At 72.4% G+C, this 18,415-nt stretch carries 1 protein-coding gene; it reads right to left on the reverse strand.

The window, feature by feature from the left end:
- Positions 1-4: 4 nt before the first annotated feature.
- A complete protein-coding gene (locus ACZ466_RS10740) occupies positions 5-18,403 on the reverse strand; it encodes a non-ribosomal peptide synthase/polyketide synthase (RefSeq protein WP_378288868.1) in 18,399 nt (6,132 codons plus the stop codon).
- Between the last annotated feature and the right edge of the window lie 12 nt (positions 18,404-18,415).

Raw genomic sequence — 18,415 nt, forward strand, 5'->3', positions numbered from 1 at the left:
TGGGTCACCGTGTTCGCCTCTCGTCTGCGAGCCTGATCTCGAATTCGTCGATCTCGTCCTGGGCGAGCGTCACCAGGGTGAAGTCGGACGGGGTGCGGCCGCCGCTGCCGGGTTCTGCGGTGTGGGCGGCCAGTCCGCCGAGCATGGCGGCCCAGCTCTCGGCCAGCCCGTCCAGCGCGGCCTCCTCCAGCAGTCCGGCCGGAGACATCAGGGTCACCGTCAGCTCCGGCCCCTCGGGCAGGTCCCGCACCAGGCCGCCCGCCTCGATCAGGTGCGCGGCCGCCATCTCCGGGTCGGCCGCGCCTCCCACGGCGGTCTCCCCGGCGGGCTCCCAGAGCGCGAGGGCCGTACCGTCCGCCGGCGAGGGCGCGGGGAAGCGTCCCAGGTAGTTGAACCCGATCTGCGGCACGGGCAGTGCGGCCAGGGCCGCCGCGGTGCCGGGGTTGAGGTGGCGCAGCATCCCGAAGCCCAGCCCGTCACCGGGTACGACACGGAGCCGCTCCTTGACGCGTTTGACCGCCCGGCCGGCGGCGGGCCCGCCGGAGCGCAGCTCGGCGAAGTCCGTCTCGCCGGGGTCGAGCCGCACCGGATACGCGCTGGTGAACCAGCCGACCGTACGGGTCAGGTCCATGTCGCCGGTCAGCGGCTCGCGGCCGTGCCCCTCGACGTCGACCAGCGTGCCGCCCTCGGCGTCCCGGCCCCGCCCCTGCCGCCACTCGGCGACCGCCAGGACGAGCGCGGTCAGCAGGACGTCGTCGATTCCGGCGTGGAAGGCCGCCGGGACGCGGGTCAGCAGGTCCCTGGTGATCTGAACGGGTACGGTCCGGGCGACGTGGTTCATGCCCGCGGCGACGGTGTCGCGGCGCGGGTCCAGGGGACGGTGGGCGAGCGGGGGTTCGTCGCCCGCCAGCAGCTCCGTCCAGGCCGCCGCCTCCCCGGCGCGTCCGCGGTCGCCCGCCTGGGCCTCCAGCTCGGTCGCCCACCGCCGGAACGACGTCCCCGCCGGCGCCGGCGCGGCCCCCTCGTACGCCGCGGCCAGGTCGGGGATCAGCACCCGCCACGACACGCCGTCCACGGCCAGGTGGTGCACGACCAGGAGGAGCCGTCCGGGCGCGTCCGGTCCCGCGTCGAACCACACCACCTGGACGAGCATTCCGGCAGGCGAGTCCAGCCGCCCGACGGCCTCGTCCTCCTGCGCCGCCACGGCGTCCGCGAGGGCCGCGCCGTCAAGCCCCGTCACGTCGGCCCTGCGCACGCAGGCCACCGCCGAGAGCGCCTCGGGGGCACCGGCGGGCGGCACGTGCAGGCGCCACCCTCCGGTCGGCGACGGTGCCTCCAGCCGGGCTCGCAGCATGTCGTGCCGGTCAAGCAGCGCCTGTACGGCAGCGGTGAGGGGTTCGAGCCGCATCCCGGCGGGCACGGACACCAGCATCGACTGGCAGAACCGCCCGGCCAGGGCCGCCGGGCCGGACCGCGCGACCAGCTCGCGCATCACCGGAGTCAGCGGCACCGGGCCGGTCGCGACGTCCTCGGCCCCCGCCGGTGCGGTGCCCTCGTCTCCGGTGGCCACGCCCGCGATCCGGGCGAGCCCGGCCGGGGTGCGCTGCTCGAAGACCTGCCGCGCGGTGAGCACCAGGCCCGCGCGGCGCGCCCGCGCCACCACCAGCATCGACATGATCGAGTCGCCGCCGAGCTCGAAGAACGAGTCGTCCGCGCCCACCTTCTCCAGCCCGAGGACCTCGGCGAACAGCTCGCAGAGCAGCCGTTCCGCCGAGGTCGCGGGGGCGCGGCTCCCGGCCTGCCCGGCGAAGTCGGGGGCGGGCAGCGCGGCCCTGTCCAGCTTGCCGTGCACGGTCACCGGGATCGCGTCCAGCACCATCACGGCCGCGGGCACCATGTGGTCCGGCAGCCGTTCGGCCGCGTACGCGCGCAGCTCCGCGGGGTCCAGGCCGTCCCCCGCCACGTAGGCCACCAGGCGCTTGACGCCCGGCCGGTCCTGCCGGGCGATCACGGCGGCCCGCCCGACCCGCTCGTGACCGGACAGCACCGCCTCGATCTCGCCCGGCTCCACCCGGAAACCGCGGATCTTCACCTGGTCGTCCGCGCGGCCCGCGAACAGCAGCTCGCCGTCCGGCGTCCAGCTCGCCAGGTCCCCGGTCCGGTACATCCGGCCGCCGGAGCCGTCGGCCGGGTCGCCGTACGGGCAGGCCACGAACCGCGCGGCCGTCGGCCCCGGCCTGTGCACATAGCCCCGCGCCACCCCGGCGCCCGTCACGTACAGCTCGCCGATCACGCCGGGCGGCACCGGGCGCAGGAACCCGTCCAGCACGAACACCCGCACGTTGCCGATCGGCGGCCCCAGCGAAACCCTGTCCGGAATCTCGGGCGGGCAGGTCCAGCAGGTGACGTCGACGGTGCCTTCGGTCGGGCCGTACTCGTTGTAGAACGCCCGGCCCGGTGCCCACCGCCGCACCAGCTCGGGACCGCACTCCTCGCCCGCCGTGACGATGCTCCGGATGTTCCGCAGCGCCGGCGACTCGGCTCCGCCGTCGCGGGCGAGCGAGTCGAGCACCGACGGGGTGAAGGTGGCGACCGTGACCGCCAGTTCCTCAAGTTCGAGCCGCAGGTCGGTGTCGCGGCGGGCCACGCACAGGGTGGCGCCCACCGCCAGCGCCGGGTAGATCTCCGCGACCGAGGTGTCGAACGACACCGACGCGAACTGCAGCACCCGGTCTCCGGGGCGCCAGCCGTACGCGCCGGCCCGCCACGTCACGTAGTTCACCACGCCCCGGTGCGGGACCACCACGCCCTTGGGAGCGCCGGTCGACCCGGACGTGTAGATCACATAGGCGGGGTGGCGGGGGTGGAGCGGCGCCACCCGGTCCGCGTCGGTGGGCGCGGTGACGGGGCGGGCCGCCAGGACGGCCGCCGTCGCGGGGTCGTCCCAGACGATCTGTGCGAGGCCCGCGTCCGCGTCCGCCACCAGGCCAGCGGTCGCGCGCGTGCTCACCACGAGGGCCGGGCGGGCGTCCCCCAGCATGAACGCCACCCGTTCGCCCGGATAGCCCGGGTCCACCGGCACGTACGCCGCGCCCGCCTTCATCACGCCCAGCAGCACCGCGAACAACCCGGCCGAGCGTTCCATGACGACCCCGACCAGGTCCTCCGGGCCCACTCCCCTGGCGATCAGCTCGTGCGCGAGCCGGTTGGCCCGTTCGTCCAGCTCGGCATAGGTCAGCTCCACACCGCCGCCGACGACCGCGGTCGCGTCCGGTGTCCGGGCGGCCTGCCGCTCGACCAGGTCCACCAGCGTTCCGTCCGGGAACGGCCGGGCGGTGTCGTTCCACTCGTGCAGGATCCGGCGGCGCTCGGCGGGCTCCAGCACGTCGATGTCGCCCATCCGGAGCCCGGGGTCGTCCGCGATCCGTTCCAGCAGCCGAACGAGGCGCCCGGCGAGATCGGTGATCGTCTCCTCGGTGAAGAGGTCCGGGCGGTACTCCAGCCGGACCTCGAACCCCTCGGCCGGCGCCACCACCAGCGTGATCGGGTAGTGCGCCATGTCCTCGCCGCCCGCCCAGGCGACCTGGGGCCCGCCGAAACGCGGCGGTGTGGCGGGATAGTTCTGGAACACCACCAGGGTGTCGAAGGAGGCGCCCGCCCCGGCGACGCGCTGGATCTCCGCGAGCCCGAGGTGCTGATGGTCGATCAACGCGGTCTGCCGATCCTGAAGGTCGGCGAGCGTCCGCGCGAACGGCTTCGACGGGTCCAGTACGACCCGCACCGGGACGGTGTTGAGGAACAGTCCCAGCATCCGCTCCACGCCGGGCAGCTCGGCCGGACGACCGGCGACCGTCGCGCCGAAGACGACGTCGCGGCGGCCGGTCAGCATCCTGACGAGCACCGCCCACGCGCCCTGGACCACCGTGTTCACGGTCAGTCCCCGCGCACGGGCCGTCTCCTGGAGCGTCTCGGCGAGCCGCTCGCCCGCCCGGATCGTCACCTGGCGCGGCATGGCGGCGCTCCCGGCGGAGTCGGCGGGGCCGACCAGCGTCGGTTCACCGGCGTCCGCGAGCGCCCCGGCCCATGCCGTACGGGCCGCGTCCTTGTCCTGGCGGGACAGCCACGCAAGGTACTCGCGGTATGGGGTCACCGGCGCCAGGCCGCTCGCGTCGCCGCCCGCCCCGTACACCTCGGACAGCTCCTCGAACAGCACCGGCAGGGACCAGCCGTCCAGCACGACGTGATGCATCGTGATCACCAGCCGGTGGCGGCGCTCCCCGAGCTTGATCAGCAGGAGCCGGATGAGGGGCGGCACCGCCGGGTCGAAGCCGCGCCCCCGCTCCTCGTTCGCCAGCCGCCCGGCCTCGGCCTCGGCGGCGGTGCCGTCCGGTGCCGAGGACAGGTCGATCTCGCGCCAGGGCGGTGCCACGTCCCGGCGGACCACCTGAACGAACTGTTCCAGCCCGGCCGGCTGCAGGAACGCGGCCCGCAGGCCGGCGTGCCGGTCCAGCAACGCCTGCCACGAAGCCCGCAACCTTCCTGTATCCAGGGCCCCCGTAAAGTCCAGAGCACGTTGCCAGATGTAAACGTCACCGGCGTCGGCGTCGTAGCGGGCGTGGAACAGGAGCCCTTCCTGCAGCGGCGACAGCGGCCACACGTCGCTGAGGTCCGGAGCGAGGTCTTGGAGTTCGTCGACCTGGTCCTGCGAGAGGGCCACCAACGGGAAGTCGGAGGGGGAATGACCGCGGGAGTCCGGCTCGGCGGAGTGCGCGACCAGATGCGTGAGCATGTCCGCCCAGCTCGCCGCCAGCTCGCGCAGCTGCGCGACGTCCAGCAGACCGGCCGGGGAGACCAGTGACAGGGTGAGCTCGGGCCCGGTGGGCAGGTCGAGCACCAGCCCGCCCGCCTCAAGGGCATGGGAGGCCGCCGTGTCCGCGTCCGCCGCCCCGCCCAGCGCCGCGTCACCGGCGGGCTGCCAGGCGGCCCCGGCGGGAGCCGAAGCGGAGAAGCGGCCAAGGTAGTTGAACCCGATCTGCGGCGTCGGGATGCCGGTGAGGTGGCGCAGCAGGCCGTAGCCCAGGCCGTCACCGGGAACGGCGTGGAGCTGCTCCTTGATCCGCTTGACCACGCGGCCGGGGGGCAGCCCGGTGCCGGGGTCGAGGCGAACCGGATAGGAGTTGGTGAACCAGCCGACCGTACGAGTCAGGTCCATGTCACCGGTCAACGGCTCCCGGCCATGCCCTTCGACATCGACCAGGATGCCGCCCGAGACATCCCGCCGCTCACCGACCGACGCCACCAGCCCGGCGAGCAGAACGGTCTCGACATCGGTGTGCAGAGCCGCCGGAACACGCGTCAGCAGGGCCGAAGTCACCGAAGCCGACACCGGGAGCTCCACGCGGTGCATGCCCGCGGCGACGGTGTCCCGGCGGGGATCCAGCGGCCGATCGGTCAGCGGCGGGTCGGAGCCCTCCAGCATCCGGGTCCAGGCAGGCAGCTCGTCACGACGGTCCTGCGCCGCCAGCTCGGTCGCCCAGCGCCGGAACGACGTGCCGACCGGCTCCAGCGCGACACCCTCGTACGCCGCCGCCAGATCCGGCACCAGCACCCGCCACGAGACCCCGTCGATCACCAGGTGATGAGCCACCAGCAGCAGGCGTCCCGGCTCGTCCGACTCCGTATCGAGCCAGACCACCTGCAGCATCACACCGGCCCGAGGGTCGAGGCGCCCGGCGGCCTCGTCGGCCACGGTCACCGGATCCTGCCCGGTCCAGACGACGCGACGTACGCAGATCGCGGCCGCGCGCGTACCGGGAGGCGGTACGTTCAGCCGCCACTCGCCGTCGACCTGCTCCAGCCGCGCCCGCAGTACGTCATGGTGGTCCAGGACCGTCTGGAGGGCCTGTGTCAGCCTGGGAAGGTCCAGCCCGGCCGGAGCCGTGATCAGCATCGACTGGGAGAAGCGGTCCGTCCGCGCCGCCGGCTCGCGCATCACCGGGGTCAGCGGTACGGGGCCGGTCGCCTCGTCGCGTTCGGTCGGACCGTCGGTCGAGTCGGCCTGGTCGGCGACGCGTGCGAGCCCGGCCGGGGTCTTGTGCTCGAACACCTGCCGCGCGGTGAGCACCAGGCCCGCGCGGCGCGCCCGCGCCACCACCAGCATCGACATGATCGAGTCGCCGCCGAGCTCGAAGAACGAGTCGTCCGCACCGACCGCCTCCAGCCCCAGGACCTCGGCGAACAGACCGCACACGATCTCCTCGGCCTCCGTCGCCGGGGCCCTGCCGGTGACCTGCCCGGCGAAATCGGGGGCCGGAAGCGCCGCACGATCGAGCTTGCCGTTGACGGTGACCGGAAGCCCGTCCAGCACGACCACGGCAGCGGGAACCATATAGTCCGGCAGACGATCGGCGACATGCGCTCGCAGCGCCGACTCGTCCACACCGTCCACACCGGCGGGGACGACGTAGGCGACCAGAAGCCTGACGCCCGGCTGATCCTCGCGAGCGATCACCGCTGCCTGGCGGACCTGCTCGTGCTCGGCCAGTACGGCCTCGATCTCGGCGGGCTCGATCCGGAACCCCCGGATCTTCACCTGTTCGTCCACCCGGCCCGCGAACTCCAGGACTCCGGCGAAGGTCCACCGCGCCAGATCACCCGTCCGGTACATCCGCCCGCCCGCGAAAGGGCACGCCACGAACCGCTCGGCCGTCAGCCCGGCCCGGCACACATAGCCGCGCGCCAGCCCCGCGCCCGCGAGGTAGAGTTCCCCGACCACACCTGGCGGGCAAGGGCGCAGGCACTCGTCCAGGACATACGCCCGGGTGTTGTCCATCGGCACACCGATCGGCACCGGAACCGGAATCGACTCGGCGTCAGTGAACGCGAGCTGGGTGGTGAACGCGGTGTTCTCCGTCGGGCCGTACGTCGTCCGCACGACCATGCCCGGATGGGCCTCCAACAGCGCGCGGACGGCATTGGCCGACACCACGTCGCCGCCGGTCGAGACCTCCCGGACTCCGGCGAAGATCTCCGGAGACTGTTCGGCCAGTACCCGGAACAACCCAGCCGTGGCATGCACGTTGGTCACCCCGTGTTCAGCGATCAACCGGCCACGCTCGACCGCGTCCACCTCACCCGGAGGCACGATGACAAGCCGTCCGCCCCGCAGCAACGGCGCCCACACCTCATACGTCGAGGCGTCGAAAGCATGGTTGGCCTGCACCAACACGACCCGCAGCACATCATCACGCCACTGCCCATCCGAGCAGAACGCGACCACGTTGGCGTGAGTGACGGCGACGCCCTTCGGCACACCGGTCGACCCCGATGTGAACATCACATACGCCAGCGAATCCCCGGACACGCGGACGCCCGGGTTGTCCGCACGAGACTCCCCGGTCAGATCCGCATCCGTCAGGACCAGCGAGACGCCCGCTTCGGCTGCGACCGCCCGCCGCCGCTCCTCCAGCGGCACATACGCCCCACCGGCCTTCAGGACGGCGAGCAACGCGACGATCAGATCGGCCGAACGGTTCATCCTCAGGCCGACTAGATGTCCGGGCCGCACACCCCGTCCGATCAACGCATGCGCCAACCCGTTCGCCCGCTCGTTCAGCTCGGCGTACGACCACGTGACATCCCCGGACACCACCGCGACCGCGTCCGGAGTCCGGACCGCCTGCCGCTCGAACAACTCGGCCACGGACGCATCCGGCACGGGACGGGCCGTGTCGTTCCAGTCGAGCACCACCTGGCGCCGTTCGGCCTCGTCCAGGATCTCCAGCTCGCCCACCCGTACGCTCGGGTCGGCGGCGACCTGCTCCAGAAGCCGGACCCACCGGGCGACCAGGCCCTCGGCCATCCGCTCGTCGAACAGGTCGGGCCGGTAGTCCAGCCGCACTCGCAGGCCCTCGGCCGGCAGGACGCCCAGGATCAGTGGATAGTGCGCGGCGTCCTCTCCGGTCATCCCGACGATGTTCAGGTGGCCGGGGTCCGAGGACCCGGACGGGTCACGCGGGAAGCTCTCGTACACAAGGAGGGAGTCGAACGTGGCTCCGGGACCGGCCACCCGCTGGATCTCCGCCAGCCCCAGGTACTGGTGGTCGAACAGCTCGGTCTGGCGAGCCTGCAACTCGGTCAGCATCTCCACGACAGGCTTCGCCGCGTCCGGTTCGACCCGCACGGGCACGGTGTTGAGGAACAACCCCACCATGCGTTCCACGCCCGGCAACTCGGCCGGACGTCCGGCCACCGAAGTGCCGAACACGACATCGCGGCGGCCCGTGAGCAGGCCCACCAGCACCGCCCAGGCGCCCTGGACCACCGTGTTCAGTGTCAGGCCGTGCCCGCGTGCCAGTTCGCGAAGCGTCTCGGTCAGCTGCTCGTCGACCTGCGCGTACACATAGCGGGGCAGCACCTCTGCCCCGCCATGCTCGGCCGGGCCGACCAGCGTCGGCTCCGTCGTACCGGCCAGCGCACCGGCCCATGCCGTACGGGCAGCGTCCTTGTCCTGGCGGGCCAGCCACGCGAGGTACTCGCGGTACGGGGTCACCGGCGGCAGAGCGCTCGCGTCGCCGCCCGCGGCATAGATCCGCGCCAGTTCGTCGAACAGGATCGGCAGCGACCAGCCGTCCATCAGGATGTGGTGCATCGTGAGCACCAGCCGGTACCGCGTGTCGTCCAGCCTTATCAGCAGCAGCCGCAACAGAGGCGGGACCTCGAGGTCGAATCCCCGGGCCCGCTCGTCGGCCGCCAGCCTGTCCGCACGTGCCTCGGCCTCCGCCGTGCCGGACAGATCCAGCTCGCGCCAGGGCACCGCCACCTCGTGCGCGATCACCTGGACGAGCTGCCGGAATCCGGCCCGCAGATTGGCATGCCGATCCAGGAGCGCGTCCCACGAGGCCCGCAGCACGTCTGCGTTCAGAGGCCCCGCCAGTTCCAGTACGCGCTGCTCCACATACAGGTCGTGCGCCTGGTCGTCGTAGCGGGCGTGGAACAACAGCCCTTCCTGCAACGGTGACAGCGGCCACACATCGGCCAGGTCGGGCTCGACGGCCTGGAGCTCGTCGACCTGGTCCTGCGTGAGCGCCACCAGCGGGAAGTCCGATGGAGTGTGGCCTCCGCCGTCCAGATCGGCGGCCAGAGCCTCCAGTACTTCCACCCAGCCGTCGGCCAGCTCGGCCAGTGCCTCCCGCGTGATCCGGCCTTCGGGACAGGCGAGTGAAACCGTGAGCTCGGGCCCGGTGGGCAAGTCCTGGACGAGCGCGGCGGCCTCAAGGACATGTGCGGCGGGCACATCGCCGCCGGACGTCCGCCCGAGCCCCTCCTCGATCGGGGACCACTCCGCTCGGGCGGCAGTGAAGCGGCCCATGTAGGTGAATCCGATCTGCGGCCTGGGCAGATCGGTGAGGTGGCGCAGGAGGCCGTAGCCCAGGCCGTCACCGGGAACGGCGTGGAGCTGCTCCTTGATCCGCTTGACCACGCGGCCGGGAGGCAGCCCGGTGCCGGGGTCGAGGCGGACCGGGTAGGAGTTGGTGAACCAGCCGACCGTACGGGTCAGATCCATGTCGCCGGTCAACGGCTCGCGGCCATGCCCTTCGACATCGACCAGGATGCCGCCCGAAACGTCCCGCCGCTCACCGACCGACGCCACCAGCCCGGCGAGCAGAACGGTCTCGACACTCGTGTGGAAGGCCGCCGGAACGCGCGCGAGCAGTTCGGCGGTGACCTGGGTGGGGAGGGTCAGCGCCGCCAGCCGCTCCCCGCCGGGCTCCGTGTTCTCCAGCCGGACATCGGGACCCTCCAGAATCCGGGTCCAGGCAGGCAGCTCGTCACGACGGTCCTGCGCCGCCAGCTCGGTCGCCCAGCGCCGGAACGACGTGCCGACCGGCTCCAGCACGACACCCTCGTACGCCGCCGCCAGATCCGGCACCAGCACCCGCCACGAGACCCCGTCGATCACCAGGTGATGAGCCACCAGCACCAGCCGCCCCGGCTCGTCCGGCCCCGCATCCAGCCAGACCACCTGCAGCATCACACCGGCCCGAGGATCAAGCCGGCCGGCGGCCTCATCGATTGCCAGCATCGGATCCTGAGCGGCCGACTCCACACGGCGCACGCAGCCGACTGCCGCACACGCACCGGCGGGCGGCAGGTTCAGCCGCCAGTCCCCCTCGTCCTCCTCCAGCCGCGCCCTCAACACGTCATGGTGATCCAGGACGACCTGGACCGCGTCTACAAGCCGGTCCAGGTCGAGAGTGGGCGGCACCGCCACCGTCATCGACTGGCCGACCTTGCCCGCCAGTCCTGCTCGCTCGGCCAGCTCACGCATGACGGGGGTCAGCGGTACGGAGCCGGTCGCCTCGTCGCGTTCGGTGGTGCGGTCGGTGGAATCGACCTGGTCGGCGACGCGTGCGAGCCCGGCCGGGGTCTTGTGCTCGAACACCTGCCGCGCCGACAGCACCAGGCCCGCACGACGAGCCCGCGACACCACCAGCATCGACAGGATCGAGTCGCCGCCGAGCTCGAAGAACGAGTCGTCCGCACCGACCGAATCCAACCCCAGGACCTCGGCGAACAACCCGCACACGATCTCCTCGGCCACCGACGCCGGGGCCCGGCCGGTGACCTGCCCGGCGAAATCGGGGGCCGGAAGCGCCGCACGATCGAGCTTGCCGTTGACGGTGACCGGAAGCCCGTCCAGCACGACCACGGCGGCGGGAACCATATAGTCCGGCAGACGCTCGGCGGCATGCGCCCGCAGCGCCGACTCGTCCACACCGTTCACACCGGCGGGAACGACGTAGGCGACCAGCCGCTTCACGCCGGGCCTGTCTTCGCGAGCGACCACCGCGACCTGACCGACCCGCTCATGAGCGGCAAGCACCGCCTCCACTTCGGCAGGCTCGATCCGGAACCCCCGGATCTTCACCTGCTCGTCAGCCCGGCCCGCGAACTCCAGGACTCCGGCGGACGTCCACCGGCCCAGGTCACCGGTCCGGTACATGCGCCCGGAAGAGAAGGGGCACGCCACGAACCGCTCCGCGGTCAGACCCGCCCGGCCCATGTAGCCGCGCGCCAGCCCCGCGCCCGCGATGTAGAGCTCGCCGACCACACCAGGCGGAACCGGCCGCAGGAACTCATCCAGCACGAAGACCTGGGTGTTGTCCATCGGCACACCGATCGGCACCGGGGCCGGGACGGCCCCCGCGTCAGTGAACGCGAGCTGGGTGGTGAACGCGGTGTTCTCGGTCGGCCCATAGGTCGTCCGCACGACCATGCCCGGATGGGTCTCCAGCAGCACGCGGATGGCATTGGCCGACACCACGTCCCCGCCGGTCAGCACCTCCCGGACCCCGGCGAAGATCTCCGGCGACTGCTCGGCCAGCACCCGGAACAACCCCGCCGCCGCAACCACATGCGTGACCCGCTGCTCAGCGATCAGCCGACCACGCTCAACCGCATCCACCTCACCCGCAGGCACGACGACTAGCCGTCCGCCGCGCAGCAACGGCGCCCACACCTCATACGTCGACGCATCGAAAGCATGGTTGGCCTGCACCAACACGACCCGCAACACGTCATCACGCCACTGCCCATCCGAGCAGAACGCGACCACATTGCGATGCGTGACCGCCACGCCCTTCGGCACACCGGTCGACCCCGACGTGAACATCACATACGCCAGCGAATCCCCCGACACCCGCACGCCCGGGTTGTCAGCACGAGACTCCCCGGTCAGATCCGCATCCGTCAGGACCAGCGAGACGCCCGCCTCGGCTGCGACCGCCCGCCGCCGCTCCTCCAGCGGCACATACGCCCCACCAGCCTTCAACACCGCCAGCAACGCGACGATCAGATCGGCCGAGCGGCTCATCCTCAGACCGACCAGATGTCCGGGCCGCACACCCCGGGCGATCAACGTGTGCGCCAGACCGTTCGCCCGCTCGTTCAGCTCGGCGTAGGTCAGCTCCACACCGTCGAACACCACCGCCACCGCATCGGGAGACTCGGCCACCTGCCGCTCGAACAACTCGGCCAGAGACGCCTCCGGCACCGGACGAGCCGTGTCGTTCCAGCCGGTGAGCACCGTGGTCCGCTCGTCGGGCTCCAAGAGCTCAAGGTCGCCCAGCCGCGCCCGCGGGTCGGCGGCCACCTGTTCCAGGACCCGCACCAGCCGCCGTGCAAGTGACCTCGCCGTGGCCTCATCGAACAGATCGGCGGCGTATTCGAGGACACCGGTCATCCCCGCCCGGTCGGGCTCCTCGGCCAGGGTGACGGCGAGATCGACCTTGGCGGGCAGCGTCTCGACCGGCAGCTCGGTCACGCACAGGCCGGGCAGATCCCAGCTCGCCGGCGGAATGTTCCGCAGCGTCAGCATCACCTGGAACAGCGGGTGCCGCGACAGCGAACGCGCCGGATTCAGGTCCTCCACCAGCCGCTCGAACGGCAGATCCCGATGCGCGTACGCCGCCAGGTCGGTCTCCCGCACCCGCTCCAGCAGCTCGGCGAACGACGGGTCGCCGCTCACATCCGTCCGCAACACCACCGTGTTCAGGAACAGCCCGGCCAGGTCCTCCAGCGCCGCCTCGCCCCGGCCCGCCACGGGCGTGCCCATCGGAACGTCGGTGCCCGCGCCCATCCGGGCCAGCAGAGCGGCGAACGCGGCCTGCACGACCATGAACATCGTGACACCGTTCCGACGGGCGGCCTCCGCCAGCCCGGCGTGGACACGCGCGTCCAACCGGATCGGTGCCGTACCACCCCGGAAAGAGGCGGCCGCGGGCCTGGGACGATCCGCCGGGAGGGCGATCTCCTCAGGGAGGCCCGCCAGGGCTTCGCGCCAGTACGCGAGCTGTGCCGGAAGCACGCTGTCCAGAACCTCACGCTGCCACAACGCATAGTCCGCGTACTGGACCGGCAGCGGCTCCCACCCGGGAACGCCGCCCGCGCTCCGCGCCGCGTAGGCGGTGCCCAGGTCGCGGGCCAGGACGTCCATCGACCAGCCGTCGACCGCGATGTGGTGCGCCACCACGGACAGCACGAACTCCGAGTCCGGCAGTACCAGCAGCCGAGCCCGCCACGGCAGCTCCCGCGCCAGCTCGAACCCTTGCCCGGTCTCGGCGGCCAGCGCGCTCGCGAAGTCCCGTTCACCGGCTTCGGCGATGGCCAGCCGGGGCCGGCCCGCCTCACCGTGCAGGATCTCCTGACGCGGCAGCCCGTCGCTCTCGGGGAAGACCGTGCGCAGGCTCTCGTGCCGGTCCGCGACATCCCCCAGCGCCGCCTCCAACGCCGCGACGTCCAGATCACCCGACAGCCGCAGCGCGAGCGCGATGTTGTAGGCGGCGCGCGCGCCGTCCTCCTCGATGCGGTTCAGCAGCCACATCCGGTGCTGGGCGAACGACAGCGGAAGCACCGGCGGCCGTTCCCGCGGCGTCGGTCCCGTCCAGGCCGCGGAGCCGTCGCGGCCGCTCACCAGTTCGGCCACGCGCTCGACGGTCGGCGCGGCGAACAGCTCGCGGACGCTCACCTCGGCGTCCAGAACGGCCCGCATCCGCGCGATCAACCGCATCGCCATCAGCGAGTCGCCGCCGAGTTCGAAGAAGGAGACGTTCGCGGCGACCCGCTCCAGGCCCAGGACCTCGGCGAACAGTCCGCACAGCAGTTCCTCGGCCACGGTGACGGGGCCTCGGCCCGGCGCGAGCGCCCCGAAGTCCGGTACGGGCAGCGCGGCCCTGTCCAGCTTGCCGTTCACCGTGACCGGCAACGCGTCGAGCACCACCACCGCGGCCGGGACCATGTGGTCGGGCAGACGGGCCGCCGCATGCTCGCGCAGCGCGCCGCCGTCCAGCGTCGCCCCCTCGGCGGGGACGGCGTAGGCGACCAGCCGTCTGAGGCCGGGCCGGTCCTCGCGCACGATCACGGCCACCGGGCCCACCTGGTCGTGACCGGCCAGCACCTGCTCGATCTCGCCGGGCTCGATCCGGAATCCGCGGATCTTCACCTGGTCGTCGGCCCGGCCCGCGAACACCAACTCCCCGGATCTGGTCCACCGCGCACGGTCGCCGGTCCGGTACATGCGCTCGCCGCCATCGGTGAACGGGCACGCCACGAACCGCTCCGCCGTCAAAGCGGCCCGGCCCACATACCCGCGCGCCAGCCCCGCGCCCGCCACGTACAACTCCCCGGTCACACCCGGCGGGACGGGCCGCAGGAAGTCGTCCAGCACGAATACCCGCGTGTTCCAGATCGGCCCGCCGATCGGGACCGCGCCGCCGTCCGCGCCCCCGGGCGCCAGGGGCAGGCTCATCGTGGCGCACACGGTCGTCTCGGTCGGCCCATACGCATTGATCAACCGACGACCGGCCGACCACCGCTCCACCAGCGCCGGAGGACACGCCTCACCCGCCACCACCACCGTGCGCAGCCCTTCGGGCAGCCGGCCGACCGCGGCCAGTATCGAGGGCGGCACCGTCACGTGCGTCACGCCGAATTCCGCCACCAGGTCTTCCAGGCGGCCACGCGGCGGCATGCGGTCGGCGCCGGCCAGCACCAGCGCCGCTCCCGGCAACAGCGCCGTGCACAGTTCCGAGACCGAGGCGTCGAAGCTCAGCGCCGCGAACTGCAGGACCCGCGCGTCCGCGCCGACCGCGAACCGGTCGATCTGCGCCGCCGCCAGGTTCCCGATCCCCCGGTGCGAGACGGACACACCCTTGGGCGTCCCGGTCGACCCGGACGTGTAGATCACGTAGGCCGGGTGGTCGGGAAGCAGCGGCGCCGCCCGATCGGCGTCGGTCGGCGCGGTGGCGGGACGGGCCGCGAGCAGGCCGGACGTCGCGGGATCGTCCCACACCAACCGGCCGACCCCGGCATCATCGCCCACCAGGTCCGCGGTCTCCTGGCCGCACACCACGATCACCGGTCCGGCGTCGGCGAGCATGAACCCGATACGGTCCGCCGGGTAGGCGGGATCGACCGGCAGATAGGCGGCGCCCGCCTTCATGATCCCGAGCAGGACGACGGGCAGGTCGGCCGACCGCTCCATCACCACGCCGACGAGGCTTTCGGGGCCCGCTCCCCTGGCGATCAGCTCGTGCGCGAACCGGTTGGCCCGCTCGTCCAGCTCCGCGTAGCTCAGCTCCACACCGTCGCCCACCACCGCCACGGCGTCCGGGGTCCGCGCCACCTGCGCCTCGAACAGTTCCGGCAGCGGCCGTTCCGGCACAGGCCGGGACGTGGCGTTCCAGTCCTCGGCCACCCGCCGCCGCTCCCCGGCGTCCAGCACGTCGAGTTCGTCGATCCGCACGTCCGGATCGGCCGCGACCTGCTCCAGCACCCGCAGCAGCCGGTCGGCCAGAGACCGGGCGGTCGGCTCCTCGAACAGGTCGCGGGCATATTCGAGCCCGCCGTCGATCCCGGCCGGGGCGCCCGTCGCGTCGCGGCGCTCGGTGAGGATGAACGACAGGTCGAACCGGGCCGCCGCGGTCGCGCCCGACGGCGCCTGCGGGCTCACCCGCAGGCCGGACAGGTCCCAGGGCGTCTGCGCCTCGGGGACGTTCTGCAGGGTCAGCATCACCTGGAACAGCGGATGCCGTGCCAGCGAACGCGCCGGGTTGAGGTCCTCCACCAGCCGCTCGAACGGCAGGTCCTGGTGCGCGAAAGCCGCCAGATCGGTCTCCCGGACCCGGGCGAGCATCTCACCGAAGGAAGGGGTGCCGCTCACATCCGTGCGCAAGACCACGGTGTTGACGAAGAACCCGGCGAGATCCTCCAGCGCCGCGTCATCGCGCCCGGCCAACGCGGTGCCCAGCGGAACGTCGGTTCCCGCGCCCATGCGGGTCAGCAGCATCGCCAGGGCCGCATGGATCGCCATGAACGTCGTCGCGCCGTGGCCCTGCGCCACCTCCGCGAGCCGGGCGTGCACCATCGGCGCGACCCGTACCGGAACCGCCCCGCCCTCGTGCGTCGCCTCCGCGGGCCGCGGGTGGTCGGTCGGCAGGGCGATCTCCTCGGGAAGCCCGGCCAGCGCCTCGCGCCAATGGCCGAGCCGGGTGGAGATCAGGCTGCCCGGGTCGTCGGGTTCGCCGAGCACTTCGCGCTGCCAGAGCGTGTAGTCGGCGTACTGGACGGGCAGCGGCTCCCACTCGGGCACGCCGCCCGAACACCGCGCCGCGAACGCGATGCCGAGGTCGCGCGCCAGCACGCCGGTGGACCAGGCGTCCACCGCGATGTGGTGCGCCATCACGACCAGGACGGAATCGGTGGGCGAGGCGACCAGGAGCCGGACGCGCCAGGGCAGCTCTTGTTCCACGTCGAAGCCGCGCCGCATCTCGGCGGCGACGATCTCGGCGACGTCCCGGTCGCCGAGGTCGTCCACGACCAGCTGCGGACGGCCGGCGGCGCCCCGCAGAACCTCTTGGCGCGGCACTCCGTCGCTGTCGCCGGGGAAGATGGTCCGCAGGCTCTCGTGCCGGTCCGCGACGTCGCCCAGCGCGGCTCCGAGCGCGCCGACGTCCAGTTCGCCCGACAGCCGCAGGATCAGGGGCACGTTGTAAGTGGCCCCGGCTCCCGCCGCCTCCAGCCGGTTCACGAACCACATGCGCTGCTGGGCGTACGACAGCGGGACGACCTCGGGCCGGTTTCGCACGGTGAGCGCCGCCCGGGTCCCGCCGTCCCGCCCGCTCTCGATCAGCGCGGCCAGCTCGGCCACGGTCGGGGTGGCGAACAGCTCGCCGATGCCGACCTCGGCGTCCAGCCCGGCCCGGATGCGGGCGATCAGCAGCATCGCCAGCAGCGAGTCTCCGCCGAGTTCGAGAAAGGAACTGTCCGCTCCCACCGCCGTCTCCAGGCCCAGCACCTCGGCGAACAGCGCGCACAACGCTTCCTCGGTGGGAGTCTCGGGTGCACGGCCGATGGCCCGCGCGGCGAAGTCGGGAGCGGGGAGGGCGGCGCGGTCGAGCTTGCCGTTGACGGTGACGGGCAGGGTTTCCAGGGCCACGAACGCGGCGGGCACCATGTAGTCCGGCAGCCGATCGGCCACGAAGTCACGGAGCTCGCCCTCCTCGCATCGGCCGTTGGCCGGGACGACGTAGGCGACGAGCCGCTTCACGCCTGGCCGGTCCTCACGAGCGATCACCGCCGCCTGGCCGACCCGCTCGTGAGCGGCCAGCACGGCCTCCACCTCGGCGGGCTCGATCCGGAAGCCCCGGATCTTCACCTGCTCGTCGGCCCGCCCGGCGAACTCCAGGACGTCCGCGTCGTTCCATCTGGCCAGGTCGCCCGTGCGATACATCCGTCCCTCGGCGAAGGGACACGCCACAAAGCGTTCGGCCGTCAGACCCGCCCGCCGCACATAGCCTCGGGCCAGCCCGGCACCGGCCACGTACAGGTCGCCGACCACGCCCGGTCGAACGGGCCGCAGAAGCTCGTCCAGGACGTAGACGCGCGTGTTGTCCATCGGCAGGCCGATCGGGACCGACGCCGGAATCGACTCCGGCTCGGTGAAGGAGAACTGAGTGGTGAACGCCGTCGTCTCGGTCGGCCCGTAGGTGGTCCGCACGACCATGCCCGGGTGCTCTTCGAGCAGCGCCCGGATCGCGGCGGACGACACCACGTCGCCGCCGGTCGAGACCTCCCGGACCCCGGCGAAGATCTCCGGAGACTGCTCGGCCAGCACCCGGAACAACCCCGCCGTGGCATGCACGTTGGTCACCCCGTGCTCAGCGATCAACCGACCACGCTCGACCGCGTCCACCTCACCAGGCGGAACGACGACAAGCCGACCGCCCCGCAGCAACGGCACCCACAGCTCATAGGTTGAGGCGTCGAACGCGTGGTTCGCCTGGACCAGGACCCGCTCCACCACGTCATCACGCCAGCACCGGTCCAGGCAGAAGGCGACGACGTTGCGATGCGTGACCGCGACGCCCTTCGGCACACCCGTCGACCCCGACGTGTACATCACGTACGCCAGGTCTTCCGCGGACACCCGCACGTCCGGGCCGTCCGGACGCGGCTCCTCGATCAAGTCCTCGCCGGTCAGGACTACCGACACACCGGCCTCGGCCACGATCGCCCGCCGCCGCTCCACCGGATGCCCCGCATCCAGCGGCACATACGCCGCACCCGCCTTCAACACCGCCAGCAACGCCACGACCAGATCGGCCGACCGGTCCATCACCACACCGACCAGATCACCCGGCCGCACCCCACGGCCGACCAGCGCATGCGCCAGACCATTCGCACGCCCGTCCAGCTCGGCGTACGACAGGGCGACATCCCCGGACACCACCGCGATCGCGTCCGGGGACTGCGGGACCCGCCGCTCGAACAGTTCCGCCAATGACGCGTCCGGCACCGGCTGGGCCGTGTCGTTCCGCTCCATCTCGACCTGAGGCCCTTTCATTCGGTTCCGCAC

This window comes from Actinomadura rugatobispora (assembly GCF_055379765.1).

Excerpts from the sequence above, each read along its gene's own strand:
- ACZ466_RS10740 (WP_378288868.1), bottom strand. The coding sequence starts at position 18,403 with ATGAAAGGGCCTCAGGTCGAGATGGAGCGGAACGACACGGCCCAGCCG.